Source organism: Kitasatospora sp. GP30 (genome assembly GCF_029892145.1).
Lineage (GTDB): Bacteria > Actinomycetota > Actinomycetes > Streptomycetales > Streptomycetaceae > Kitasatospora > Kitasatospora acidiphila.
The window spans coordinates 642306-665653 of the sequence record NZ_JARZAH010000001.1 but is presented as its reverse complement, the minus strand read 5'-3'; the positions used below and the strand labels follow the sequence as shown (position 1 = coordinate 665653).

The following is a 23348-nucleotide window of genomic DNA, read 5'->3' as shown; positions in this document are numbered from 1 at the left end:
CTGTGGTGCTGCGGTCGATCGAGAAGCGGACGGGCGGCCGCGCGGTGCGCGCCGGATGCGACCGCCCGCCCGGTCCGGGGGCCGTGGCTCAGCCGGCGTTGAAGCCCCACTGGCGCAGGCCGTGCTCCAGCACCTCGACCACCTTCTGGCCGGTGAGGTAGGAGTCCGGCGTGGAACGGCCGGTGACGAACGGGAAGTCCACGATCACCGAGGTCTCGTGGCCGAAGTTGCCGTGGTAGGCACCGTTCGGGGCGGTCGCGTCCCGCAGGATGTACTCCAGCGGGTACGGCGGCGGGCCGATCACGAAGTCGGTGCCCATGAAGCCGGTGCCGTCCTTGTAGTCGTACTCGATGCAGTGGCCGGTCACGTGCTTGTTCTTGATGATGCTGACCCGGTCGTCCATCTCCCGGGCGAAGGCCAGGCAGGCCACGCCGTAGCACTCGGCGGCGACCACCAGGCCGAGGTCGCGGAAGGCCAGGATCAGGTCGTGCACCCGCCAGTTGTTGGCCAGGTCGACGATCGGGCCGGAGCCGCCGACGATCAGCAGCCCGTCGTAGCGCTCGCCGATCTGCGCCTTCACGTGGTCGCGCCGGGTGTGGTAGGTCTCGAAGGCGCGCAGGAAGTCCGGGCGGCTGCGGTACGGGCGGTCGGGCAGCCAGGAGGAGATGTCCAGCGGGTTGTCCAGGCGGTCGGACGCCTCCAGCGCCTTCACCTTGTCGGCGATCTCCCCGGTGGTGACCGACTTGCCGAGCGGCGGGTCGATGTACTCCGGGTCGTAGCTCGGCGGCAGTGCCACCGGGCGCTTGCCGGTCGGGGTCGCGAAGGTGACCTCGTAACCGGCCTTGTCGAAGGTCTCCAGCGGGCCGATCAGCTCCTCGCCCCAGTAGCCGTACTCGGAGAGCACGATGAGGATTCGTTTCTTCGCCATCTGCGAGGCTCCTTAGGTGGAGGTTTTCGGTGGGACGCGTGCGGGGCTCAGGACGTCCCATCCAGGTGTAGCAGCGCCCGGAGACGGGTTCGAGGGCTGCATTCGGCGGCCTGGGCTGGCGTCAGATCCGTCCGGGTACTGTGCGGAGTCACCCGCGGATCAGTCGGCGTAGGTCAGTTCGGCCCGGCTGATCAGGCCGCCGCTGAGGTCGAAGGCGTAGTCGGCCCGGAACCCCCCGGAGCCGCCGGGCGCGAAGACCACCAGCATCGTGGTGCCGCCCGGGCGCGCGGTGGCGCGCAGCACGGTGAGCCGCCCGCCGATCACCTCGTTGCCGGCCCACTGCCGGATCGCGTCGCGGCCGCGGATCTGCCGCCCGACGTCGACCACCACCCCGTCCGGGGCGAACGCGGCCACCAGGCCGTCCAGGTTCTTCGCCGCCACCGCGTCCACGTAGGCCCGGGCGGCGGGCGGGAGTTGGTCGAGGGTCTGCGGGCTGCCGGCGGTGGGATCGCTGCGGACCGCCTCGATCACGGTGGCCCGGACCGGGTCCAGGCTCAGCGTCACCGCTGCCGCGGCGAGCAGCACGGCGAGGCCGAGTGCCAGGCCCCACCAGCGTCGTCTGGTCATGGAGTTGGCCCTCCGTCAGAGGACAGGCACCGGCCGGGACCCCGGCCGGTGCCTGGTGCGGCGGGGCGGCGGTTCAGCCGGCCGTCGTGGTGCGGGTGTCCGCCGTGGCGGGCTCGTCGGCCAGCGCGCCGGCCACCGGGGTGGAGGCGGCGGCCTTGGGGCGGATGCCGAACAGCGCGATCAGCACGCCGGCCGCCGAGAACACGGCGGCCACCAGGAACGCCCAGCGGTAGTTGACCACGCCGGCGCCCGACCCGGTGGTGGCGGTGGCGGTCAGCACCGCGGCGAGCACCGCGACGCCGACGCCGGCGCCGATCTGGTAGGCCGCGGTGATCAGGCCGGAGGCCACGCCCTGGCGTTCGTCGGCCACGCCGCTGACGCCCGCGATGTTGACCGTCGGGTAGACCAGGCCGTTGCCGATGCCGTGGATCAGGATGGCCGGCAGCAGCACCGTGGCGAAGTCGGCCTGGTGGCCGATCCGCAGGAACAGCACCACGCCGACGCCCTGGATCAGCATGCCGGCGGTGGCCACGGTCCGGACGCCGAACCGGCTGACCAGCGGGCCGGAGGCGAACTTCGCGGTGATCACGATCACCACGCCCAGCGGCAGGAAGGCGAACGCCGTCTGCAGCGCGCTGTAGTGCAGCGTCTCTTGCAGGTAGAGGCTGGCGACGAACTGCCAGCCGATGGTCGAGCAGGCCCAGACCACGCTGACCAGGTTGGCGCTGCTCAGGGTCGAGGAGCGGAAGATGGAGAGCGGCACCAGCGGCGCCCGGTGCCGGGCCTCGATCAGCACGAAGGCGACCAGCAGCACCACCGCGCCGGCCAGGGTGCCCAGCGCGGCGGCCGAGCCCCAGCCCCAGGCCGGCGCCTGCACCAGGCCGTAGACCAGCAGCATCACACCGGCGGTGGCGCTGATCGCGCCGCCCAGGTCGAAGCTGCCGCGGCGCCGTGCGGCGCTGCCGGACTTGTCACCGATGATCATCGGGCTGGCGAGCAGCACGCCGAAGGCGATCAGGGCCGGCACGAAGAAGACCAGGCGCCAGTTGATCTCGGTCAGCACACCGGAGAGCACCAGGCCGAAGCTGTAGCCGCCGGCCCCGGTCATCGCGAAGATGCCCAGCGCCCGGTTGCGCTCGGCGCCCTCCTTGAAGGTCGTGGTGATCAACGACATCGCCGCGGGCGCGGTGAAGCCGGCCGCGATGCCCTTGAGCACCCGGGTGCCGACCAGCAGCGAACCGTCGGTGAACACACCACCGAGCAGGCTGGCGATGATGAAGACCACGGTGGCGGCGATGAAGGTCCGCTTGCGGCCGAACAGGTCGGCGGCCCGGCCGCCGAGCAGCAGGAAGCCGCCGTAGCCGACGGTGTAGCCGGAGACCAGCCACTGCAGCGCGCCGTCGGAGAGGCTCAGGGCGTGCTTGATGCTCGGCAGCGAGACACCGAGCACGGAGTTGTCCAGCGAGTCGAGGAAGACCGCGGCACACAGGATCAGCAGGGAAATCGTCTTGCGTCTGGCGGACGGGTCGGCGTCGACCGTAGCGGGTCTTTGCACGTCACTCATGGTTGTCAGGCTCCTCGCGGTTCCGTGGGAGGGGGAGAGGTCACGTGCCCAGCGGGGTCGGCGAGGCGGCTTGCCGGCCATCGTTCCTGAGTGGACGTGGAGTGGTTGAGCCGCCGTCAGGGCAGCACGGAGAGGGCCGGGCACGGCACGCAGCGAGGGTAGCGGTCCCATTGACACCGCAGTCAAGCCATCCGTGAGTGCATCGTCACGTCGGGTCCACAGTGACGCGGCCTGCGCCTTGAATGAACGTAATGGCAGGCCAGTTGTCCCTCGACGAGCGGTTTGACCCGGAGTCGTTGCGATAGTGACAGCAAGCTCTGAGCGGCTCTGGAGGGAGCACCATGGACAGTCCGATCGCGGTCATCGGCGGCAACGGCCGAATCGGCCGACTGGTCGTCGACAAGCTGCTGGACCGCGGCGAGCGGGTGCGCGTGCTGGGTCGCGGATCGCATGCCGCGCGGCGCGCCGGCGAGGTGGAGTACTTCCGGGCCGACGTGCGCGACCCGGGCACCCTGGCGGCGCCGCTGGCCGGACTGTCGGCGCTGGTCTTCTCGGTCGAGCCGGGCACCTCCGACTCCGGCCCGGACAGCCCCGAGGCCACCATGCACCGGGGCGTGCTGAGCGCCCTGGCGGCCGCCACGGCGGACGGCTCCCGGCCGCACGTCGCGCTGGTCAGCCAGATCTACGTGACCCGCAAGAGCCACTCGATGAACTCCTACGGCCGGCTGCTGGACTGGCGCCTGGCCGGCGAGGACGCGGTGCGCGGGAGCGGCCTGCCCTACACGGTGGTCCGCCCCAGCTGGCTGACGGACCGCCATGCGGCGGGCAGCCAGGTCAGGTTGGAGCAGGGCGACACCGGCGAAGGCAAGATCTGCCGGGACGACGTGGCCGAGGCCCTGGTCAACGCGCTCTACCTGCCCGAGGGCAACGGCCTCACCTTCGAGATCTACAACGAGTCCGGCGGCGCCGCGAGCGACTGGCCCCGGCTGTTCGGCGCACTGCGCCACGACTCGGCGGCGGTGGCCCGATGACCGCGCCGGCCCGGGCCCCGCTGCCGGTGCTCGGGCTGTCCGCCTGCCTCTCGGTGGCGGACCTGCCGGCGATGGCCGAGTGGTACCGCACCGTGCTCGGCTTCACCCTGATCCGCGGGCTGGAGTTCCCGCAGTTCGACGCCGAGGTGGCGTATCTGGGCAACGGCGTCCAGGTGGTGGAGCTGATGCGGGTGGCGAACGGCATCGACCAGCGCCGCCCGCTGCCGCCGAACCACGGCGCCCTTCGCGGGGTCAGCCAACTCGCCTTCTACGTCGCCGACCTGGCCGATACCGCCGCCGAACTCAAGGCGCGCGGCGCCGAGTTGGTGACCGACGTGGCCGATGTGCCGGCGCTGGGCGTCAAGGCCCTCTTCGTGCGCGACCCGGAGGGCCACTACATCGAGTTCATCCAGGCCGACTGGCTCTGAGCCGCACGCCGTCGGTTCCCGACGGCCCCCTGAGGAGGAGCACCGACATGACCGAATCCGAGCAGACCGCCCAGACGCGCGCGGTCGCCGAGCGCTGGTTCACCGCGCTCACCAGCGGCGACTTCCCGACCGCCCTCGACTGCCTGGCCGAGGACGTCGAGTGGATCAACTACGCGCCGGTGCCCGGCTACAACGACGACATGGCGTGGATCGGCACCGTCCGCGGCCGCCAGGGGGTGCTGGACAGCCTCGGCGTCTTCACCGGCGTGGCCCAGGTGGACAAGGAGGAGCTGGTCCGCATCTCGGTCGACGGCGACTTCGCGGCCGGCGTGATCCAGGAGCAGTCCACCATCAAGGCGACCGGTCTGCCCTTCGAGATCGAGTTCGTCCAGTGGCTCACCGTGCGCCACGGCAAGATCGTGCGCTGGAAGTCCTACACCGACCCGTCCCAGATCATCCGGGCGATCCGCGGCGACGACGACCCGCGCAGCCGGCACGACAGCCCGGCGCTGCTGGACGCGGTCTGGGCGCGGGACACCGCGAAGGTGGCCGCCCTGCTCACCCAGGGCGCGGACGCCAACACCCGGGACGCGGAGAGCGGCCTGACCCCGCTGATGATCGCGGCCGGCCAGGCGGACCCGGAGACCGTCAAGGTGCTGCTGGCGCACGGCGCCGACCCGCTCACCGCGGACAGCCGGGCCGGCGCCACCGCCCTGCACAAGGCCTGCCAGGGCGGCAGCGTGGCGGTCGCCCGGGCGCTGGTCGAGGCCGGCGCCTTCGTGGACGCGGTGGCCCCGACCACCGGCCACACCCCGCTGATGGACGCGCTCTGGTTCAAGTACCCGGAGCTGGTGGAGTACCTGCTGGAGCAGGGCGCCGGCCTGGAGGTCTACACCCACTACGGGTTCTCGCTGAAGCAGCACTTCGAGTACGAGCTCAACGTCAACACCCGGGGCAAGGACCTGCTGCTCCGCGCCGAGCAGTACCTGAACGACCGCCGGGCCGGGGACAGCGCCGCCGTCGAGGCGCAGCAGCTGATGGCCGCCGTGACCGCGGACGACGCCGCCAAGGTGGCCGAGCTGCTGACCGCCGGCGCCCGCACCGACGAGGTCTTCCCGCGCCTCAACGGCTTCAACGACGGCCACCAGCCGCTGCACGTGGCGGCCCGCGACGGCCACACCGGGATCGTCCGGCAGCTGCTGGCGGCCGGTGCCGACGTCAACGCGGTGGAGCCGTGCTTCGGCGCGGTGCCGCTGCACAAGGCGGTCTACAACGGCCACGCCGAGATCACCACGCTGCTGGTCAACGCCGACGGCATCAACCTGGACTTCCAGGGCGCCACCAACGGCTACAGCCCGCTGCACGACGCGCTCTGGCACGGCTACGAGGACTGCGCCCGGATCCTGCTGGCCGCCGGCGCCCGCACCGACCTGGTGGGCCACGACGGCAAGACGCCGCGTGACATCGCCGTGGACACCTTCGGCGCCGAGCACCCGCTGGTCGCCGAACTCACCAGCACCGCAAGCTGATCGACCTTCAGACAGAGGAGCACAGCATGCTGTTCTACGTCCAGATGAAGTGGAAGCACGAGGGCCGGATCTCCCTCGAGGAGCTCTGGGAGGTCGAGCAGGCCGAGGCCGAGCACGCCGTCGAGACCATCAACTCCGGTTTCTGCGTGGGCATCTGGAAGGTCGCGGCGCAGAAGCGGGTGATCGCGATCATCGACTCCCCGGATGCCGAGGAGCTCGACCGCACCGCGCTCGGCCGGCTGCCGATGCGCGAGTACCTGGAGTTCGAGGAGGTCTGGCCGCTGCGCGACTACCTCGGCTTCGCCGAGGACGTGAAGAAGCGCTACCAGGTCTGATCCGCCGCCAGCTCGTCCACCGAGGAGAACCGATGATCCACCAGTTCATCTTCGCCCACCCCAAGCCGGGGATGAGCGAGCAGGAGTTCCAGCGCTACTGGCTGGAGGTGCACGCGCCCAACTTCGCGGGCAAGATCCCGCAGATCCGCAAGTACGCGATCGACACCCGGATCCCGCTCGGCCCGGAGCCGGCGGACCCGCTGTGGAGCGGCGTCGCGGAGATCTGGCTGGAGAACGACGAGGAGCAGATCGCCTCGCTCCAGACGCCGGAGTTCCTGCAGGGCGCCCGGCTGGACGAGCCCAACTGGGCCGCGTTCTGGCGCACCGTGGTGCTGGACACCGAGGCCAACGTGGTGCTGCCCGGCCCCGGCCCGGAGCACGCGCACCCGTACAAGCTGCTGCTGCTGGTCAAGCGGACCAACGGCACCACCGTCGAGGAGTTCCGGACCCGCAGCCTGGAGCAGCACAGCAAGGTCGCGCTGCAGCTGCCGGGCCTGGTCCGGTACAGCCAGCAGTTCGCCCGTGACGGCTGGTACACCCTCGGCGAGACCCTGCTGGACGGCATCTACCTGTTCAACTTCGAGACCGAGGAGGCGCTGACCGCCGCCTACGAGTCCGCGGAGTTCGCCGCCCTGCTGGCCGATCTGAAGGAGTTCGTGGAGCCCCGCTACATCCACCAGGTGGCGGCCGTCGAGCACTGGATCATCGGCACCGAGTGACATCGTTCCCGACACATCCCTGGCACTGGTCGGCCCGGGGACAGCCCGCCGGCTGTCCCCGGGCCGCCGCCGTACCACGGGGAGGACCACAGTGAGGCCGTTTCACCATCACGAGCACCAGCACGACCAGCAGCACGACGCCTCCGGCGTACCGGAGAACTTCGAGATCAGCACCGGCCGCCTGGAGGCGTTCAGCGACGGCGTGTTCGCGATCGCCATCACCCTGCTGATCCTGGACATCAAGGTCCCGCAGGGTGACGGCACCCTGCTGCACCGGCTGACCCAGCAGTGGCCGTCGCTGGGTGCCTATGTGATCAGTTTCCTGATCATCGGCATGGTCTGGATGAACCACCACACCATGCTGTTCTACATCCGCCGGGTGGACCGCCCGCTGATGCTGTTCAACCTTCTGCTGCTGATGAACGTCTCGTTCATCCCGTTCCCCACCCATGTGCTGGCCGAGGCGATGAGCACGGGCCACGGGGAACAGACCGCGGCGGTCTTCTACGGACTGACCCTGACGCTGGGCGGCATCCCGTTCAACGCGGTCTGGATCTACGCCTCGGTCGGCCACCGGCACCTGGGGCGCAACATCACCCCGGCGCAGGCCGCGGTGATGCGCAAGCACTTCCTGATGGGCCCGATCATGTACCTCGGGGCCACCCTGGTCGGCCTGGCCAGCGCGGTGGCGAGCATGACCATCTTCGGCGTGCTGCTGCTCTTCTACATGGTCGAGGTGCTGGGCAGCACCAGCGAACAGCAGCACGACCTGCACTCGCGGTCGCCGGTGCACCGGATGACCGGGCTGGCGGAGCCGCCGGCCGAGGTCGGGACGTCGACCGACCAGCCGCCCGCACCGCAAGCCGCGGCACCGGCCGTCCATGCCGCACCAACCGCACCGGCCGTCCATGCCGCACCGCCCGTCCCCGCCGCAGCAGCCGTCCCCGCCGCACCGGCGGCCGACACCGCGGTGCCCGGCGCCGGGCCGGCTGCCGCACCGCCTCCCGGCCCACCGAAGGCGGCGCAGCAGCCGTGCCCCACCTGCGGCCGCACCGCCCAGGTGCTGGCACTGCAGCGCTGACCGGTCCGGCACCGGCCGAGCGACGTGCCCCGGTGCGGTAGGCCGACGGGCCGGCGCCCCTGGCGGGGGCGCCGGCCCGTCGTGCCGCGCGGCGGCGCAAGGACGACTCGCGTCAGCGGACCTCGGCCCGCAGTTCGTCGCGGATCTCGTCCTCCAACTCCTCCTCGGCCTCCAGGATCTCCTCGTCCAGCAGCTCGTCCTCGTAGAGCTCCTCGTCACGAGGCGTCAGCTCGTCGTCCGCGTCGGCGGACGACTCGGCGCCCGCCGACTCGGCACCCGTCACCTCGAGGGCCTGCGACTCGTCGTCCGGTCCGTTCAGCTCCCGCAGCGCGTGGAAGCCGGCCGCGGCCGAGGCCAGCGTGACGTGGTGGTGCCAGCCGCGGAACGACCGGCCCTCGAAGTCGCCGAGACCGAAGTCCTGCAACTTCTGGAACCCGTGGACGGCCCGGTGCCGCAGCTCGGCCAGCGCCACCGTCTCGTGCAGCCGGGCGACCGGCAGGCTGGTGACCCAGTAGGTGCGCGGCTGCGGACGCCCGAACGGCCACTCCACCACCAGGTGGCGGGCGGCCGGCCGGTGCCCCGGGATGTGCGGTCCGACCCGGCGGGCCGGCGGCTGCGCGGACGGCAGCCGGCCGACCAGGAACTGCGAGTGCCGGGCTCGGTTGTCCGGCTTCTCCTGCCAGGCCAGCACCACCCGTTCACCGTGCTCGCCGAGGTCGCGAGCCACGTCCGAGGCGGCCCAGTACTGCATCCCGCCCGGTCCGACCGGGCGGCGCACCATCAGCTTGGCACTCGGCGCCACCTCAACGAGGTAGCCCAGGCCGCGCTCCTCCAGGCCGAGCAGCAACGGCTCGACGTCGTTCTCGAAACTCCAGTCAGCCAGGACCGGTGCCGCCGGCACGTCCCAGTCGATCAGGATCTCGTCCACCGACTCCAGCAGGTACCGCCAGCGAGGCCGGTGCCGCTGCTCCTCGGGGATGTGCGCGTGGCCGCGCAGCTCCTCGTCCTGATCCCAGTGCCGGGGCAGCATCAGGTGCCAGTTCACCGGCACGCTGCCGTTCTCGTGCACCAGCGACGACGCCAGTGCGAGTTGGCAGTTCATCATCCGGCCCTCGGAGGCGACGAACTGCCGCCCCACGGCGGCCGAGCGCGCGCCGTTCTTGGGGAACACCACCTCGTCGAAGGACCAGGCCTTCGGCGTGGTCACGGCGCAGAGCCGTTCCGCGAGATGGCGTCGAACCCCTTCGAACGACCAGGTGCTCTGATTGACGAACTGCTGGATGGGTTGGACCGCCCGCCGGCCGAGCACATGCTCGGAGATGTTGGCAGGGGTCTTGCGGCCCTGTGCGTGCAGCAGGCCGCGGAGGTACACCTCGCCCCATCGCCGCTGGTCAGAGCGGGCAAAGGGCGCGAACAGGCCCTGGCAGAACTCGGAGATTTCGTCCTGCCGCTCCCCCGCGAACGATTCGCGGCGGTGCGAAATCGTCGACACAGCTAGCTCCTTCGCTTTCCGATGACGGGGACCGGCCCCGCCAAATGGCCCTGTCCTTCTCCGCGTCGGGGGCGCGTAAGAAGGACAGAGACGTGTTCAACTCCGCAGGTCAGCTCTCGCACGTTTCCCGGGGATCGAGCAGGAAGGCGTCGGTCGCCGCCAGTGCCTGCGCCACTTCCGGCAGGGCACAGCCGACGACCACGAAGTCGACGTCCATGCCCGCCTTGGTGCGCTGGAACAGCAGTTCGTTGATCGCCGGACGGGTCATCTCGGTCACCTCGCAGAGGTGGAACTCGACCCGCTGCGGCTGCGGCCGGACCGAGAGCGCCTCGGTCAGCCCGCGGCGGAACTTGTCCAGCTCGTCCTTGTCGACCACGCCGGCCAGCTTGATGTGCGCGGTCTTGCCGTCGAACTCGCTGGAGATCCGCATCCGCATCTCGACCGGTTCGACCACCACCCGCACCCGCAGCGGCTCGGCGCTCTCGGGCAGGTTGACGGTCAGACCCTTGGGGTCGAAGTCGTCGTACGGCTGGTCGTCGATCCAGACCTGGTCGATCTGGATGCTGCCGACCGGCAGCAGGTCCGGCGCCACCCGCAGCACCCGGCCCGGGAACGACTCCGGCAGCGGCCGGAAGTGCAGGGTCAGCGGCGAGGAGTTGACCAGCAGGCCGGTGTACGTGGCGGCCAGGTAGCACAGCTCCAGCGCGTGGTAGCCGGCCATCGAGTGGCTGCCCTTGAGCCGCTCGGTGCCGAGCAGGTAGGGGATGCCGTTGGCCAGCACGTTGAAGTACACGCCGCCGTCGTCGTAGTCGAGGAAGAAGGCGTTGTAGAACGCCGCCGCCTCGCGGGCCAGCCGCTTGTGCTCCGGGTCGCCGGAGACGCCGGCCAGGATCAGGTAGGCGAGGATCGACTGCTCCTGCTGCCACCAGGCCTTGCGGTCGTGCCAGACCAGCCGGTGACCGCCGGTGGCCGGGTCGGCCTGGCGCTCCACCACGTCGTACCAGCCGCCGCGCTGCTGGTCGCTGCCGACCGGCGGCATGATCTCGGCGATCCGCTCGGCCAGCGCCGTGTACTCGGCCTTGTCGACCAGGCTGCGGATCCGGGTCAGGTTCCAGGCGATCTTGAGGTTGTGGCCGACCACCGCGCGGTCCTGCTGCCAGCCCCAGGTGCGGTCCGGGCTCCAGTCGGCGTGGAACCGCTCCTGCACGAACGGGCTGTTGGGCTCGTCCGGGAAGTACTTGGTGATGGTGTCGGCGGTCTCCTCCAGCAGCTTGGCGTAGTCCGCCCGGCCGGTGGCGAGGTAGGCGTTGATCAGGTACGCCGGGGCGTGGTCACCGACCGAGTTCCAGTTCTTCCGGGACCGGTTGCGGCCCAGCGAGTCGGAGCGCGGGTCCATGGTGATCGGGTCGAGGTGCGAGAAGAACCCGCCCCGCTCGGTGTCCCGGAAGTACTTCTCGAACAGCGACACGGTGTGGTCGATGTCGTTGAGGATCCGCGGGTCGCCGGTGATCCGGTAGGTCTGGGTGGGACCGGCCAGCGCGTAGATCTGCTCGTACATCGGGATGGCGTCGTAGTCGTCGCCGAACTCCGAGGCGAAGACCTTGCGTTGGGCGCCCTCGGTGATGTCGATGGCGTGGTACCAGTAGGCGACCTTCTCGCCCTCGTCGACCACCCGCATGTGCTCGCGCAGGTACTCGGTGCCGGACTCGGCGGCGCGCAGGAAGCGCTCCTCACCGGTCAGCATGAAGGCGGTGGCCAGGCCGTAGACCAGCCGGGAGATGGTGTCGGTCTCCTGGCGCACCTCGGCGCCCGCCGTCTCCGTCGGGTGGGTGCCCGAAAGGGTCAGCTTGGTGCGGAAGTTGCGCCAGTCGTAGACCCCGTCGGGGAAGTGCCCGCGCAGGTAGAAGTCGGCGATCTGCTCGGCCTGCTGGACCCACCAGTTCGGGTGCTCGAAGACGTAGGCGCCGCGCTTCTCCTCCGGGAAGGTGATCTGCCGGGCCTCGATCCGCTGCCCGCCGTCCCACTGGTAGAAGATCCCGTAGACGAAGACGTAGCGGCCCTCGGAGAGCATGTCCCTGGTGGCCCCGGTGGTGTCGCGAGCCGGATCGCCGAGGTTGCGGACGATCTGCGAGTTCACCGACTCGCCGAGGTGGATGACCACCTCGCGGCCGTCCGAGGTGCGCAGGCCGAAGCGCTCCTTGGTCGGCTCGTAGCTGGTGATGTAGCCGGCGATGCTGTCCGAGTAGGTGCGCCTGGTGTCGGGAGTGCTCATCGGTTGGAACCTCCGTCGTTGGGCAGCGAGGTCAGCACGACGACGCTGCGGCCGTGGGCGTGGAAGGATCGACCGTCCACCGGGACGCGGGAGCCGGCCGGGCGGACGTCCTCCCCCGGGCCGCGCGCGGTGTCGACGGCCAACGCCCAGTGGTGGCCCGGGATGTGCGGCAGCTCGAAGTCCAGGCCGAGGTGGTACATGTTGAGGATCACGTGCAGATCCGGGTCGCCCTCGAACCCGGCGAGGGTCAGCGAGAGCACCCGGGCGTCCTGGTCCTCCCAGCCCGGCTGCTCCAACCGGGTTCCGTGCCAGGTGACTTCGGGCAGGTCGCGCTCGTTGCGGCGGTCGTCGAAGAACCGCGCCTGACGCAGCGAGGCGTGCTCCTTGCGGAAGGCGATCATGCCCCGGAAGAAGTCCAGGACCTCGGTCTCCTTCTCCGCCTGCTCCCAGTCCAGCCAGGAGATCTCGTTGTCCTGGCAGTAGACGTTGTTGTTGCCGCCCTGGCCGTTGCGGAACTCGTCACCGGCCAGCATCATCGGCACGCCGCGGGAGAGCAGCAGGATCGCGGCCATGTTCTTGATCTGGCGGACCCGCAGGCGCTCGACGGACTCGTCGTCGCTCGGTCCCTCCACGCCGCAGTTCCAGCTGAAGTTCTCGTCGCTGCCGTCCGCGTTCGCCTCGCCGTTGGCGTGGTTGTGCTTGCCGTTGTAGCTGACCAGGTCGTTGAGCGTGAACCCGTCGTGGCAGGTGAGGAAGTTGACGCTGTTGGTGGGCAGTTCGCCGGCCCTGCTGAACAGGTCGCGGGAGCCGCCGATCCGGGTGGCCAGGGTGCCGACCAGGCCGGCGTCACCGCGCACGAAGCGCCGCACGTCGTCGCGGAACGGGCCGTTCCACTGCGCCCAGCGGCGGCCCGGGAACCGGCCGACCTGGTAGAGGCCGCCGCCGTCCCACGGCTCGGCGATGATCTTGGTCTCGGCGAGGATCCCGGACAGCTCGATCGCCCACAGCAGCGGCGGGGTCTCCATCTCGTAGCCCTCGGCGCCGCGGGACAGCTCGGAGGCCAGGTCGAACCGGAAGCCGTCCACGTGGTGCTCGGTGACCCAGTACTCCAGGCACTCGATGATGAACTTCGCCACCGCCGGGTGGTTGGCGTTGATCGCGTTGCCGCAGCCGGTGAAGTCCATGTAGTGCCGGCGGTCCTGCGGCCAGAGGTGGTAGTACACCTCGTTGGCCTGGCCCCGGAAGCTGATCATCGGGCCGTGCTCGTTGCCCTCCGAGGTGTGGTTGAACACCACGTCCAGGATCACCTCGATCCCGGCCTTGTGCAGCTCCTTGACCATGTCGCGGAACTCGATGACATGCAGGCAGCCGCACGGGTCGGAGCAGTAGGCGCTGTGCGGGGCGAAGAAGCCGTACGGGTTGTAGCCCCAGTAGTCGCGCAGCGGCCGGCCGTCCGGGCCGATCCGCAGCACGTCGCGCTCGTCGAAGTCGAAGACCGGCAGCAGCTCGACCGCGGTGACGCCGAGCTCCTTGAGGTACGGGATCTTCTCCACCACGCCGCTGAAGGTGCCGGGGTGCACCACCCGCGAGGTCGGCGAAGCGGTCAGCCCGCCGACGTGCATCTCGTAGATGACCGAGTCGGCCATCGGGGTGCGCAGGGGCTTGTCGCCCTCCCAGTCGTAGTCGTCCAGATCGACGACCATGCTCCGCATGGCGTACGCGCAGTTGTCCTCCGGGCCCACCGCCCTAGCGCGGTCCCAGAGGATGTTGATATTGGCGCGTGAATAAGGGTCCAGCAGTACCTTGCGCGGGTTGAACCGGCTGCCGCTGTCCCTTGTGTCATGCGGACCGTCGACTCGGTAGGCGTACACCTGTCCTTCCTTCAGACCGGCCACGTGGCAGTGCCAGAAGTGGTAGCTGTGATGCCGTTCCAGGTCGAGCTCGACGACCCGGGCCGGCTGCAGGGCGTGATAGCTGTCGAACAGCAGCAGCTCGACGCGAGAGGCCCGCTCCGAGAAGAGCGAGAAGTTCACGCCAGTCGCGTCGATCGTTGCGCCCAGCGGTTGCGGACGGCCCGTAGTCACCGGTGCCCGCGCTATCAGATCCCTCGGGACTTCCGTCTGTACCGTCTTACCCTGAGTCATATGTGCTGTCAACTCCCTACCCATACTGCACCCGGAATTGTTGATTCCGGCCGTCTTTCCGCCTTCCGGGGAATGAGCGGCCGCGCTCTCCGCCGACAGACGCGCGCACGGGTGCGGGCGGAGAAGACTGGCCCCGGACGGGTCCGGGGCCCCGGCGCTAGGTCAGACCCACCGGGGTCCGGTCCCAGCTCAGCGCACCGAACGCGGCTCCCCATGACGGGAGCGGCGTGCCGGGCTCGTTGAAGATCTCGAACGTCACCCCGCGGGCCGCCGGGGTGTAGAGCGCCTGGACGCAGGACTCGGCAACGTCGTCCCGGGTGACTTGACCGGTGCCTTGGTCGCCCTGGTCCAGCCGGACCCGATGGCCGGCCGCACGGTCGTCGATCAGCCAGCCCGGCCGGACCACGGTGTACGGCAGTCCGGACTCGCGCAGCAGGTCCTCGCCCGCGAACCGCCAGGACAGCAGCCGCCCGTAGGCGTTCAGCGGATGCCCCTGGTGGGTCGCGTGCAGCTGGCTGACCAGCACGACGTGGGGGCGGTTGGCGCCGGCGGTCGCGGCCGCCAGCACGTTGCGCACCCCCTGGTACATCGTGGTCTCAGGCCGGTCGGGACCGTGGTTCTCGGTCCCGGGCTCGACGCAGTAGACCACCGCCGAGCACCCGGCCAGCGGCGCCTTCAGGGTCTTCGGGGCCCTGACGTCGCCCTCGCTGAACGCGGCCCCCGGTGCCAGGTGCCGACGGGCCCGGTGGCCGCTGCGCCCGATCGCACAGACACTCTCCCGACGTTCCAGGAGGCGCTGCACGATGATCCGGCCGACCCGCCCGGAACCACCGACCACCACCACCGGATTGTCCATCGCCTTCTCTCCTTAAGCCTCGGCCGTCACGGGCCCCGTCAGATCCAGCGCAGGATGTCGTCCGAGCTGGTCAGCCGGGTGCCCGAAGGAAGGTTCGCGATCGCCGGTACCCGCAGCCGGGGGTAGACGCTGACCCCCGACAGCCGCGAGCCCGGCCAGAGCTGCACGCCGTCTCCCAGGGCCGAGAAACCCTCCAGTCGGACCGGGTGCTCCCGGTCCGACTGGATCTCCACCATGGGGCCGACGTAGGTGTCGCTGATGTCGGCGTATGGGCCTATCACCGCCGCATCTCCGCAGGAGCTCCGACTCAGCCGGGCTCCGGCCCTTAGCTCGACGCCGTCTCCGACGTCGGCGTACTCCAGGCGGACGTCCCTGCCGACCGCCACGTGGCGGCCGATCCGGACCCCGGGCCCGATCACCACGCTGCCGTCCTCGATCTTGTCGGCCAGCGTGGTGCCGGTGATCTCGTCCCGGGTGGCCAGTGACGTCTCGTGGATCCAGTACCGGCCGGTGTCCGAGTCCGGCTTGTCCATCAGCTGGTTCATCAGCGGATAGTCGCCGGCCAGTACGTCCTTCAGGGTGATCAGGTAGTCCTCGACGTTGCCCAGGTCGCCGAGCCGGGCGATCCGGTGCGTGGCCACCGGCAGGCCCCGCCCCACCAGGGTGGGGAGCAGGTCGCCGCCCCAGTCCAGGCGCTGCTGCGCCTGGCGCATCAGCTCCGGCTCCCGGGCGGCCTGGCGCAGCCGGGCGCAGTCGACCAGGTACATGCCGGCGTTGGTGGGGATCAGCGCCTCGGCGTCGTTCCGGGTCTCGGGGAACAGGTCCGCGATCCGCGCCAGGTCGGGCTTCTCGACGAAGCCGGAGACCAGGCCGCGCGGATCGGTCCGCATCGCGCCGTACTTGCCCGCCACCTCCTGCGGAGTGCGGGCGACCGAGGCCACGGTGACCACGGCGCCGGTGCTGCGGTGGGTCTCGGTGAGCTCGGCCAGGGAGAAGTCGAACACCGAGTCGACCGGCAGGACCAGGGCCTGTTCGACCAGGTCCCATTCCTCCAGGTTGTGCAGGGTGGCCGCGCCGGAGCCCACGTTGTACCGGTCGAAACTCGGCCGGGAATAGCGGACCTCGACGCCGTACCGCTCGCCGTGGCCCAGCAGCAGCATGATCTGGCTGCGGTTCTCCAGCCCCTGCGCCACCACGTAGAAACGACGGATGCCCTGCTCGCGGCAGGCATCGACGACCCACTCGATCAGCCGGCGCCCGACGAACGGGATCAGCGCCTTGCTTCTGATGTAGTCGGCCGACTCCAGGGTGATCGGCTTGGCACGCTCACCTCGTCCGCCGGCAAGGATGATCCCAACGGTCCCCATGTCTGCGCCACCCATCTCGCATCCCCACGTTGGCGACTTCGTCCAGTAAGACTCAACAACAGGAGTCACAGCGTGTCAACGAGAGAGTCAACTGCGTGGCGGAATGTACCCCTTATCGTCATGTCGGCATCAGACCCCAGAGGGGGATGTCGTGATCATGACACAAAAAAAACGGACCTATATGCCCGAATCTCCCCCCGGGCGTTTCCGTCGCTCTGGGACGATTCCGGGCCAAGTCGCCAGACAGGTGCAATCCAGGGTGATCCGGACACCTGGAATTAACGCCCTGACCCACCGTCACGTCGTCTGCCGACCATTGGCGGAAACCCGATTGGCGAGGCGTCAGGAATAGAAAAAAATGTCCATGCCCACCCCCTGGCCGCTCGAAAGGACGGGATATCTTCGTAACGCAGGCCTGGGGCCGAGGGGGGATTGGCAGGATCATGGTGGAGCCGACGCGCGCCGCATTCTTCGATCTGCGGGACAGGCACCGCTGCCACCGGTCGCGCCGGGCGCTGCGGCAGGCCGTGGAACGCCACCGCTCGGCCGGCGACCTCCTGGTCCTGGTGGCCCCGCGGGACACCCTCGAACAGCCGCACGCCGCCGCGGAGCACGGCATCGCGGCCCTCGGCATCGGCGCCGACCTGGTGGTGCGCCCCGAGCCCGAGCAGCCGGCCTGCCCCGAGGACGACCCGGGCGTGGTCACCGTGGTCGAGGCGATCATCCTGCTCGGCCTGGACGCCTCCCGCTGCTTCGGCTACGTCGACCACACCGACGGCCTGCGCACCCTCAGCGTGGTCGGCAACCCCCGGGTGGTCGGCCCGGACCCGGAGCTCTCCGAGCACGCCTGCAGCCATGGCTGGCCGATGCTGGTCGAGGCGGCACCGAGCAGCCACCCGCCCGACACCCCGTGACGCCACCGCCCCGTAGGGGAAAACTCAGGGGTGTCGACCCTGGCCCCGGGGCCTCGCGAGGAGCACCGTAGAGGCATGGGACACGGAGATCTGTCGCGACGCGAGAACAGCCACCTGGCCGTCGCCTCCGCCACCACCGGACCGTGGCGCACCGCCGCGGCCGTGGGTGCGGTGGTGGGCGGCGCCGCCCTGGGCGTGGACGTGGTCACCGGCCACTGGTCGACGTCCATCCTGGCCGGCCCGGTCGGCTGGGGCCTCTTTTTCTTCTTCCTGGTCGGCACCGTCGGCGGCCGGCTGCGCCGGGACACCGGCGACCGGCGACTGCGCCGCTGGGCCGAGGAGCACCCCTGGCAGTCCGCGATGCCCGGCACCGTCGCACTGTGGGCACTCACCACCCTGACGCTGACCTTCCTCGGCGACTGGGGCGTGATCGGCGCGGTCTTCGCCTCGCTGCTGCCCGCCGGCCTGCTGCTGCTCGTCGCCGGCGTGGTCGGCTCGGTCAAGGGAGCCAGGCGGAGCTGAGCGGCGGTCACCTGAGGAGGAATCACCGCAGAACGCACACCGGGTGATCACCGGGGCACCACCCGGTGCGCCGGGTGCCGTGGCGCGTCTGCATACTGACCCGCGTGCCGATAGCCGAAGACCCCGAGCCGCGTCCCCACGGCGAAGAGCCTGATCCGTTCGCGAACCTCGTTCTGGACGAGGAGTTCATCAAGGGTGCCGCCGTCAAGGAGCAGTCCGGACGCACCCGGATGCTCGCCGCGCGCTGGAAGAAGGAGCCGCCGCAGCCCGCCGAACCGTGGCGCCCGCCGACCGCCGAGATCCGCCGCAGCCGGTTCGGCCGCAAGGCCAAGCGGGTCGACCCCTGGGGCAACAAGCGCAGGACCAAGCGCAACTGGCAGACCCCGATCTTCGTGCTGCTCACCATCGCGGTGGTGGCGGCGGCCCTGAACGTGAACGGGCTGCACGGCTGGTACCAGGACAACTTCGGCACACCGGGCGGCCCGAGCGCGGCGAGCACCGCGCCGAGCCCGCAGGCCGCCGCGACCACCGCACCCACCAGCGCGCCGCCCACCGAGGACCCGAAGACGCCGACCGTGGCGCACCCGTGGGCGAACTCCCCGGCGGTGAGCTGGTCGAGCGGTGCGGACGGGATCCAGCTGCCGCAGGCGCAGCCGGTCGGGGTGTTCGGCCAGGACGAGGTCGCGAAGCAGCTCCAGCAGGCGAAGGACTTCATGGTCGCCGCGAACCTCGACCCCGCCGCGCTGGCCGGTGGCACCCCGCAGCGGGCCCTGGACATGCTCGACCAGAAGAGCCTCACGCCGGTCCAGGACGACCTGGCCAACCCCCGCGAGGGACACGACGGCGCGTTCCTGTTCAGCCGGTTCAACCCCCGTACCGCCGTTCCGGCTGTGAACGAGGTCAGGGTGCAGGGCCAGATGACCTTCGAGGGCGATGGCGAGAACGGGTCCCTGGTCCACGCGGACTACATCTTCGTCTACGCCGTGGTACCGGGCCCGGAGCGCTACCAGCCGACGCCGTCGGCCAGTGCGCCGGCGCCGTCGGCCAGTGGCAATGCCCAGTCCGTGAGCCTGGTCGCACTCGACCCGTCCGCAAAGGTCACCCGCGAGATCGTCCACCGCACGGTGGACTTCCGGTTCTACGATCCGGACCACTTCGACGTCGAGGCCGGCAAGGTGCACCTGAAGCACTGGTTCGCCGACCGGGGCAACAACTTCTGCGGGGCCCACGACGGCTATCTGGAACCCGAGTTCCGGGGCGAGCACCGGCCCAGCGGGGACCCGAGCCCGAACCCCAGCCAGAGCTTCGACCCGTACGACCGGACCAAGCCGGGCCCCGGCGACGGCCAGTGCGGCACCATCACCCGCTCCTGACCCCTACCGCTTCTTCTTCCCACCCGGACGCCCGGGCCGCCGCGCATCGCGCTTCGCGGTCCGGGCCTTCGCCTGTTCCCAGGCCGCCCGCTGGACCGCCTCGCCCGGGGCCTCGACCAGGCTGCGGAAGAAGTAGGCGGCCGCCGAGCCGACGCAGCCGATCAGCCAGACCGCGCCGAGCGACCGGTCCTCGGCCATCCAGCCGGTCAGCGTGTCCCGGCCGTCGGTGAGGATCTTCCACATCCGCACCCCGGCCAGGAAGGTGCAGAGCGCGATGGCGAACAGCAGCAGCCCGTTCACCAGGCCGCCCGACTGGGACAGCGCCACCCCGGCGACCGCGAACCGCAGCACCAGGGCCCCGGCCACCACCGTGACCAGGGCCCCGAGTGTGACCGCCGCCCGCCGCAGCCAGTAGTCGGCGCCTCTGGCCACCCAGCTGGTGCCGAAGAAGCGGATGGGCTCGGGGGCGGGCGCGGTCACGTCGTTCACATCAATCGATTATGCCGACCGGTCGGGCCGGCCGGATCAGCCGAGCTTGGTGACGTCCCGCACCGCGCCCTTGTCGGCGGAGGTCGCCATCGCCGCGTAGGCCTTCAGCGCCTGGCTGACCTGCCGCTCGCGGTGTGCCGGGCGGTAGCCGCCGCTCTCCTCCAGCCGCATCCGGCGCTCGTGCAGTTCCTCGAAGGAGACCTCCAGGCTGACCGAGCGGGCCGGGATGTCGATCGAGATGATGTCGCCGTCCTCGACCAGCGCGATGGTGCCGCCGGAGGCCGCCTCCGGGGAGGCGTGGCCGATCGACAGGCCCGAGGTGCCGCCGGAGAACCGGCCGTCGGTGATCAGCGCGCAGGCCTTGCCCAGGCCCCGGCCCTTGAGGAACGAGGTGGGGTAGAGCATCTCCTGCATGCCGGGGCCGCCCTTGGGGCCCTCGTAGCGGATGACGACCACGTCGCCCTCCTTGACCCGCTTGGCGAGGATCGCGTCCACCGCGTCCTCCTGCGACTCCACCACCACGGCCGGGCCGGAGAAGGTCCAGATCGACTCGTCCACCCCGGCGGTCTTCACGATGCAGCCGTCCTCGGCCAGGTTGCCGTAGAGCACCGCGAGGCCGCCCTCCACCGAGTAGGCGTGGGCGACGCTGCGGATGCAGCCGCCGGCCGCGTCGGTGTCCAGCGACTCCCAGCGCTCGGACTGCGAGAAGGCCTCGGCGCTGCGCACGCAGCCGGGGGCCGCGTGGAACAGCTCGACCGCCTCGGGGGACGGCGAGCCGCCCCGGATGTCCCAGGTCTTCAGCCACTCGGTCAGCGAGTCGGCGTGCACCGTGTGCACGTCCTCGTTGAGCAGCCCGCCGCGGTGCAGCTCGCCCAGGATGGCGGGGATGCCGCCGGCCCGGTGCACGTCCTCCATGTAGTAGTTGCCGTTCGGGGCGACCTTGGACAGGCACGGGACCTTGCGCGAGATGGCGTCGATGGCCCGCATGTCGAAGTCGAGCTCGGCCTCCTGGGCGGCGGCCAGCAGGTGCAGGATGGTGTTGGTGGAGCCGCCCATCGCGATGTCCAGCGCCATGGCGTTCTCGAACGCGGCGCGGGTGGCGATGTTGCGCGGCAGCACCGCCTCGTCGTCCTGCTCGTAGTAGCGGGTGGCGATCTCCACCACGGTCCGCCCGGCCCGCTCGTAGAGCGCCTTGCGGGCGGTGTGGGTGGCCAGCACCGAGCCGTTGCCCGGCAGCGACAGGCCGATCGCCTCGGTCAGGCAGTTCATCGAGTTGGCGGTGAACATCCCGGAACAGGAGCCGCAGGTCGGGCAGGCGTTCTCCTCGATGATCGCGATGTCCGCGTCGGAGACCGACTCGTTGACCGCGTCGGAGATCGCGTTGACCAGGTCGAGGCGGCGGACCGTGCCGTCCACCAGGGTGGCCCGGCCGGCCTCCATCGGGCCACCGGAGACGAACACCACCGGGATGTTGAGGCGCAGCGCGGCCATCAGCATGCCAGGGGTGATCTTGTCGCAGTTGGAGATGCAGACCAGCGCGTCCGCGCAGTGCGCGTTGACCATGTACTCGACGCTGTCGGCGATCAGGTCGCGGGACGGCAGCGAGTAGAGCATGCCGCCGTGGCCCATCGCGATGCCGTCGTCCACCGCGATGGTGTTGAACTCGCGCGGGATGCCGCCGGCCTGCTTGATCGCCTCGGAGACGATCCGGCCGACCGGCTGCAGGTGGGTGTGGCCCGGCACGAACTCGGTGAAGGAGTTGGCCACCGCGATGATCGGCTTGCCGAAGTCCTCGCGGGCTACGCCGGCGGCCCGCAGAAGCGCGCGGGCGCCTGCCATGTTGCGACCGTGGGTGACCGTTCGGGACCTCAGCTCGGGCACTGCCTTCTCCACTCCGTTAGGGCGGCTGGTGTCTGCCGAGCCTACGCCGCCGTCCCGGGGAACGGACGCACCGTCCGCATCGCGGTCAGTCCCGTCAACGGGGCTTGACGGCCACCGTCAGGTCCACGGTGTACGGCTCCACCACCCGGCCGTCCGGGAACAGCCCGAGCAGCCAGGCCCGGTCGTCGGCCAGCACCGACTCGCGCAGCTCGGGCTCGGCCACCGCGAAGTACGACTTGGAGCGCAGGTCGGTGATCACGTCGTCCACCGTGATGGTCCGCTCCCACCGCACCTTGGCCCCGAAGACGTCCAGCGGGTAGCGGGAGAGCGGCTCGGTGACGGCGTTCATGGTGCCGTAGTAGTGGTACGAGGGCAGGGCCGCCGCGTGCCGGCGCTCCTGCTCGCCCAGCCAGTCCACCGAGCGGTCCTTGAGGTTCCAGAACAGCACCAGCGCCCCGCCCGGACGCAGCACCCGGATCGCCTCGGGGATCGACTTGTCGGGGTCGGTCCAGTGGAACGCCTGGGCGTAGGTGATCAGGTCGGCGCTCGCGTCGTGGCAGGGCAGTTCGTCGCCGACGCCCTTGACCACCGGGATCCCGGGGCTGACCGCGTGCAGCTGGGCGGCCATCCCGCCGCTCGGCTCGACGGCGATCACCCGGGCACCGCGCTCGGCCAGCAGCCGGGTGGCGATCCCGGTGCCGGCGCCCACGTCCAGCACGTCGGCCCCGCGCAGCGGGCGGTCGGCCAGCCGCTCGATCTCCTCGAACAGCCGCGGCGGGTAGGACGGCCGGGCCTTGTCGTACTCGGCGGCCACCGCGCCGAAGGAGCCTGCGTGAGCCTGGTGCTGAAGGTCTGTCATCTGCCCACTCCCCAACGGTTCGCGTCCTGCCGTCAGAGTACGCGCGCCCCGGTGGCCAGATGCAGCCGGGTGAAGGCCAGCGCCTCAGCCAGGTCCGCCTCCCGCTCGGCCGGCGAGCCGGAGCGGCGGGTGTTCACCTCCAGCACCACGTGGCCCTCGAAGCCGGTGCGGGCCAGCCGCTCCAGCACCTCGGCGCACGGCTGCTTGCCGCGCCCCGGGATCAGGTGCTCGTCCTTGCCGGAGCCGGAGCCGTCGGCCAGGTGCACGTGGGCCAGCCGGTCGCCCATCCGGTCGACCATCTCGAAGGCGTCGATCCGGGAGGTGGCGACGTGTGAGAGGTCCACCGTGAAGTGCCGGTAGGCCTCCTCGGTGACGTCCCAGCCGGGCGCGTAGGCGAGCATCTCGCGGTCCTTGTAGCGCCACGGGTACATGTTCTCCACGGCGAACTTCACCGCCGTCTCGCCCGCCATCCGCTCGATGCCCTGGACGAACTCCTTGGCGTACTGCCGCTGCCAGCGGAACGGCGGGTGCACCACCACGGTGTCCGCGCCCAGCTTCTCGGCCGCCGCCCGGGCCCGCTTGAGCTTGGTCCACGGGTCGGTGCTCCAGACCCGCTGGGTGATCAGCAGGCAGGGCGCGTGCACCGCCAGGATCGGCATCGCATAGCGCTCGGAGAGCTCGCGCAGGGCGGGCAGGCTCTGGCTGACCGGGTCGTTCCAGACCATCACCTCGATGCCGTCGTAGCCCAGCTTGGCGGCCAGCTCGAAGGCGATCCGGGTGTTGTCGGGATAGACCGATGCGGTGGACAGCACGATCTTGTTGTCGGGGACGTGCAGCACCGGGTGGCGGGGCAGCACCAGCCGGTCGGTGGTGCGCAGCAGCGGGTCCCGCCGCGGCTGCTCCCTCCGCCTGGTCACCCGGCGCCCCGGCCGGCCGC

21 protein-coding genes are annotated in these 23348 nt (G+C 70.6%); 9 read left to right on the top strand and 12 right to left on the bottom strand.

Translation table 11 applies throughout. The features are described from left to right. Window positions 1–88: 88 nt before the first annotated feature. The 3 genes from P3T35_RS03095 to P3T35_RS03085 all read right to left on the bottom strand — a co-directional run bounded on the left by P3T35_RS03095 (window position 89) and on the right by P3T35_RS03085 (window position 3119). The gene (locus P3T35_RS03095) at window positions 89–928 is read right to left on the bottom strand and encodes a type 1 glutamine amidotransferase domain-containing protein (RefSeq protein ID WP_101381281.1); all 840 of its coding nucleotides are present in this window, start codon (window positions 926–928) and stop codon (window positions 89–91) included. A gap of 159 nt (window positions 929–1087) precedes the next feature. Continuing rightward, entirely contained in the window at window positions 1088–1555 is a 468-nt protein-coding gene (locus P3T35_RS03090) for a nuclear transport factor 2 family protein (RefSeq protein ID WP_101381280.1), read from the bottom strand. A gap of 73 nt (window positions 1556–1628) precedes the next feature. Further along, a complete protein-coding gene (locus tag P3T35_RS03085) occupies window positions 1629–3119 on the bottom strand; it encodes an MFS transporter (RefSeq protein ID WP_180356526.1) in 1491 nt (496 codons plus the stop codon). A 341-nt stretch (window positions 3120–3460) separates the two neighbouring features. Between P3T35_RS03085 and P3T35_RS03080 the strand changes: the two genes are divergently transcribed. The 6 genes from P3T35_RS03080 (at window position 3461) to P3T35_RS03055 (ending at window position 8242) form a co-directional block, all read left to right on the top strand. Further along, complete coding sequence (locus P3T35_RS03080; RefSeq protein ID WP_101381278.1) at window positions 3461–4150, top strand: NAD(P)H-binding protein; 690 nt, start codon at window positions 3461–3463, stop codon at window positions 4148–4150. Continuing rightward, complete coding sequence (locus tag P3T35_RS03075; RefSeq protein WP_101381277.1) at window positions 4147–4578, top strand: VOC family protein; 432 nt, start codon at window positions 4147–4149, stop codon at window positions 4576–4578. Before P3T35_RS03080 ends, P3T35_RS03075 begins: the two co-directional genes overlap by 4 nt. Window positions 4579–4625: 47 nt before the next feature. Beyond that, window positions 4626–6107, top strand: coding sequence for an ankyrin repeat domain-containing protein (locus P3T35_RS03070; RefSeq protein ID WP_101381276.1), 1482 nt, complete (start codon window positions 4626–4628; stop codon window positions 6105–6107). Between the two features lie 26 nt (window positions 6108–6133). Then, window positions 6134–6442 (top strand): muconolactone Delta-isomerase family protein, encoded by a 309-nt coding sequence (locus P3T35_RS03065; RefSeq protein ID WP_101381275.1) that lies wholly within the window; start codon window positions 6134–6136, stop codon window positions 6440–6442. 32 nt (window positions 6443–6474) lie between these two features. Continuing rightward, window positions 6475–7161, top strand: a complete 687-nt coding sequence (locus tag P3T35_RS03060) for an EthD family reductase (protein ID WP_101381274.1) — start codon at window positions 6475–6477, stop codon at window positions 7159–7161. Window positions 7162–7252: 91 nt separating this feature from the next. Then, window positions 7253–8242: a TMEM175 family protein gene (locus P3T35_RS03055; protein ID WP_101381273.1), complete on the top strand. Its 990-nt coding sequence runs from the start codon at window positions 7253–7255 to the stop codon at window positions 8240–8242. 112 nt (window positions 8243–8354) lie between these two features. On the opposite strand, the gene P3T35_RS03050 is transcribed toward P3T35_RS03055, so the two are convergent. From P3T35_RS03050 to P3T35_RS03030, 5 genes are all read right to left on the bottom strand, one after another. Beyond that, on the bottom strand, window positions 8355–9734 hold the full coding sequence (locus tag P3T35_RS03050; RefSeq protein ID WP_280704061.1) for an IS701 family transposase: 1380 nt from the start codon (window positions 9732–9734) through the stop codon (window positions 8355–8357). 109 nt (window positions 9735–9843) lie between these two features. Continuing rightward, entirely contained in the window at window positions 9844–12006 is a 2163-nt protein-coding gene (locus P3T35_RS03045; protein WP_101381272.1) for an AGE family epimerase/isomerase, read from the bottom strand. Beyond that, window positions 12003–14150 (bottom strand): glycogen debranching protein GlgX, encoded by a 2148-nt coding sequence (gene glgX / locus P3T35_RS03040; protein WP_101381271.1) that lies wholly within the window; start codon window positions 14148–14150, stop codon window positions 12003–12005. Before glgX ends, P3T35_RS03045 begins: the two co-directional genes overlap by 4 nt. Before the next feature lie 157 nt (window positions 14151–14307). Then, window positions 14308–15006, bottom strand: coding sequence for an NAD(P)H-binding protein (locus P3T35_RS03035; protein ID WP_101381270.1), 699 nt, complete (start codon window positions 15004–15006; stop codon window positions 14308–14310). A 38-nt stretch (window positions 15007–15044) separates the two neighbouring features. Beyond that, on the bottom strand, window positions 15045–16373 hold the full coding sequence (locus tag P3T35_RS03030) for an NDP-sugar synthase (protein WP_101381269.1): 1329 nt from the start codon (window positions 16371–16373) through the stop codon (window positions 15045–15047). A 443-nt stretch (window positions 16374–16816) separates the two neighbouring features. On the opposite strand from P3T35_RS03030, the gene P3T35_RS03025 reads away from it, so the two are divergent. The 3 genes from P3T35_RS03025 to P3T35_RS03015 all read left to right on the top strand — a co-directional run bounded on the left by P3T35_RS03025 (window position 16817) and on the right by P3T35_RS03015 (window position 19182). Next, window positions 16817–17287 (top strand): hypothetical protein, encoded by a 471-nt coding sequence (locus tag P3T35_RS03025; protein ID WP_101381268.1) that lies wholly within the window; start codon window positions 16817–16819, stop codon window positions 17285–17287. 75 nt (window positions 17288–17362) lie between these two features. After that, window positions 17363–17809, top strand: a complete 447-nt coding sequence (locus P3T35_RS03020; protein WP_101381267.1) for a hypothetical protein — start codon at window positions 17363–17365, stop codon at window positions 17807–17809. A gap of 104 nt (window positions 17810–17913) precedes the next feature. Beyond that, window positions 17914–19182, top strand: coding sequence for a hypothetical protein (locus P3T35_RS03015; protein WP_143676857.1), 1269 nt, complete (start codon window positions 17914–17916; stop codon window positions 19180–19182). 3 nt (window positions 19183–19185) lie between these two features. Here the strand turns inward: P3T35_RS03015 and P3T35_RS03010 are convergent, their stop codons facing one another. From P3T35_RS03010 to P3T35_RS02995, 4 genes are all read right to left on the bottom strand, one after another. Then, window positions 19186–19671, bottom strand: coding sequence for a hypothetical protein (locus P3T35_RS03010; RefSeq protein WP_101381265.1), 486 nt, complete (start codon window positions 19669–19671; stop codon window positions 19186–19188). Between the two features lie 36 nt (window positions 19672–19707). After that, window positions 19708–21552: a dihydroxy-acid dehydratase gene (ilvD, locus tag P3T35_RS03005; protein ID WP_101381264.1), complete on the bottom strand. Its 1845-nt coding sequence runs from the start codon at window positions 21550–21552 to the stop codon at window positions 19708–19710. Window positions 21553–21646: 94 nt separating this feature from the next. Further along, a complete protein-coding gene (locus P3T35_RS03000; RefSeq protein WP_101381263.1) occupies window positions 21647–22411 on the bottom strand; it encodes a class I SAM-dependent methyltransferase in 765 nt (254 codons plus the stop codon). A gap of 32 nt (window positions 22412–22443) precedes the next feature. Continuing rightward, entirely contained in the window at window positions 22444–23271 is an 828-nt protein-coding gene (locus P3T35_RS02995; RefSeq protein WP_280704109.1) for a sugar phosphate isomerase/epimerase, read from the bottom strand. Window positions 23272–23348 lie beyond the last annotated feature (77 nt).